The sequence below is a fragment of the Methanosarcina spelaei genome, from assembly GCF_002287235.1.
GTDB classification, from domain to species: Archaea; Halobacteriota; Methanosarcinia; order Methanosarcinales; family Methanosarcinaceae; genus Methanosarcina; species Methanosarcina spelaei.
Map to the genome: position 1 here is coordinate 1 of NZ_LMVP01000199.1, position 2748 is coordinate 2748.

At 42.0% G+C, this 2748-nt stretch carries 1 protein-coding gene and 2 pseudogenes; all 3 read right to left on the bottom strand.

What is annotated here, in order from left to right:
- Positions 1–270, bottom strand: a pseudogene (locus ASJ81_RS10640) (IS110 family transposase); the annotation flags it as partial.
- 510 nt (positions 271–780) lie between these two features.
- Entirely contained in the window at positions 781–2223 is a 1443-nt protein-coding gene (locus ASJ81_RS10645) for an APC family permease (protein ID WP_095644434.1), read from the bottom strand.
- Positions 2224–2581: 358 nt separating this feature from the next.
- Positions 2582–2748 (bottom strand): annotated as a pseudogene (locus ASJ81_RS10655) ([dimethylamine--corrinoid protein] Co-methyltransferase); the annotation flags it as partial.

Consider the following 2748-nt stretch of genomic DNA (forward strand, 5'->3'; position numbering starts at 1 on the left):
GGTAAATACCTTCATATCTCGAGCATTTCCAACTATTACAGGTAGATGCTTTATCAAAGAATCATGGATGGGAACCCAGAAATCACTTGTTGACTCACATGCAACAACATTACATTTTTCGGATATTACCCAATTTTTAAGGGCTAAAATTCCTTCGTCATCTCTGTTGAAACGTTGCTGTTGTTTTTCGCCAGATCTACTGAGAATTGTAGCAATGAAAAAGATTTTGTGAATGTCTAGACCACAAGCTTTGTTTATGACTTCAATCATATAACATCACCCAATTTATTTGGGCAGTCGAATTGCCTAAAAGGCCAATTTAGCATCCGTGATCAAAGTCACATTTGAGCCTTCGATGGCAATTCACTGATTAGTTTTCTGACGGTTTTGAGAAACCAAAATAAGGACAACCTTACTGCCCAAGGTAATAAGGGCTTAATAGTCAAAAAAGAGGGCGTAGAGTACTTTCATTGATTTGTGCATGTTATTCGAAGAATTTCATGTACGTTTTCTTGTAGAATAGAGACAACAAAAATGACTTTATTTTCAAGGTTTTTGTTTTGCGATAACAAAAAAACAGTATGGGACTTCAGGATCAGTACGGCTACATATTTTTTCAATGATATTACCGTAAACTGATTTATCCTGTAGCCACATATTTTCTACGAACTCTTTTTATACCCGGGACAGACTCATAGTTCGATAATATTTATCGCTCACGAACCGAACCTGTTTGTCGGGAAAGGAAAGTAGTAGAGATTTTGTAATTTACCACTGTCCTTATATCATGGACTCGCTTGATAAGGAGTTATCCTTCTCTAAAGTTGTCCTGTTCTCATTCTGGGAATAATACCAGAGCGGAAGATAAAGGGCAAGTACCACGAAGCCGACTATCGTTGAAGTCCAGCCTACTTCAAGACTGTTCAGGTATATTATTCCAATTAGACATAGAGGTAGGTTAAAAAACCCAAAGAAAAGGGCTACGTGTCTCCAGCCACCTGGAGCTTTGAACGGTCTTTCAAGTTTCGAGAATTTAGGGTCGATTTTTGCCTTAACATATGCGAGCAGACTTATCCCGTTGGCGCAGACATAACCTATTGCTGAAGCAGCCACTATAGCTGCAGGAGTCCCCAGACAGATGAAACCCATGTTCAAGAGGGCAATGACAATCATTGAATTAACTGGAGTTCCGTACGCATTCATTTTTCCAAATAATCCTGGCAGATTTCCCTCTTCAGCCATGGAATACATAGCCCTTGAAGCTCCAAGAAAGGCAGTCTGGATAATGAGAATCATTGCTGCAATCAACATGAAGATCGTCAGAGATCCACCAATGGTACCAAGTGTCATCTGAGCTATAGGTAGCATTGGAGAAACCGGCTCGGACAGGATTCCTTCAATTCCCAGGGCTCCGGTACAGGCTGCCTGAACGAGGATGAAGGTCACAAGGCAGATCGCACCGCAGATAAAGAGGGCTTTTGGTACATCCGACTTGGGCTGCTTATACTCGGGTCCGTAGATTGCTGCGGTTTCCCAGGCGCAGGCACTCCACTGAGCCATTGCAAAAAGCCCGAGCAGGATCAAAATGTGCTGGATATCCCAGCTCCAGTCTGCGGGAAGCCAGGAGCCTGTAATATTGCTGAGCTCAAAGTGTCCGGTTACGAAAGGTGCAAGAGCAATGATGATAAGTGGGGCAAGCGAAAGTACGGCAAGAATGTACCCGAGTTTTGCTCCACCGGCAAGCCCGCGGTAATTAACCAGAATAAGAAGTATAAATACAACTGCTCCGGATACCAGGTAAATAGTAAGGTCAGGTACACCTGCAAGTGAAGGAAGCAGTCCTTTAAGATAGCTTCCGATCAGAATTGAATAGATTGCAAGAACCGGATTCCAGGCAAACCAGTAACTCCAGGCGCTGAAACCTCCAAGTAATTTGTTCAGGTCATACCGGTTGCTTGCGTTCCCCGTAAAAACACTCTGAGCATACCCAGGAAGACCGGACGCTTTCGGGAACATTGTGGCAAGTTCTCCATAGGCGAAATTTTGCATGAAGCCCTGAAAGACAGATAACGCCCAGATAATTATTGCAAATGCCCAAACATAATTTGCAAAATAGCCTATGGACGGCAGGATAAGAACGGGAACTCCCAGGGCAATTGCAAGTCCCTGCTTCCAATCAATTGTCCGCTGGAGTCCTCCGTTTTCACTATTTTCGTTGCTCATTTTCAACCACACTCCTATAATTATTATAGAGTAACGATTGACGATTCGCACAGCTCTTGCAGCACAAATCGACTCATGAAAGCTTGCAAACGGAAAAAGAGGAAAATCCGAAAGAATTCAAGCTTTCTCATGATATTTAAGAAACATTTTCAAGAGATACTCTCGGGAAGTATTACCAGGAAATACTACCAGGAAATATTACCAGGAAATATTACCAGGAAATATTACCAGGAAATATTACCAGAAATATCTGCAAGAAACTTTATTATAAAATATCCTGAGAAATACATACAGGAGACCTGTATCCACTTTTCCGCATCTTCATAGTTATTTCGGAGTTTTTCTTTATGCTATCCCCTTACGCTATCTGCTTTCTGAAAAGATTGCAGGAATTAATCTTAATATCGAGCAGCTTTTCAATGTTCATCTTTGCAGCAATACCTTTTGCAGCACCTGGTACTGATGTTACTACACCGATATCGAGTTCTTCACGCAGCTCTCTCATAACATGCTCGTCTACGAGGT

What these genes read in the sequence shown, in the direction of transcription:
- ASJ81_RS10645 (WP_095644434.1), bottom strand. Translation starts at nt 2,223, where the DNA reads ATGAGCAACGAAAATAGTGAAAACGGAGGACTCCAGCGGACAATTGAT.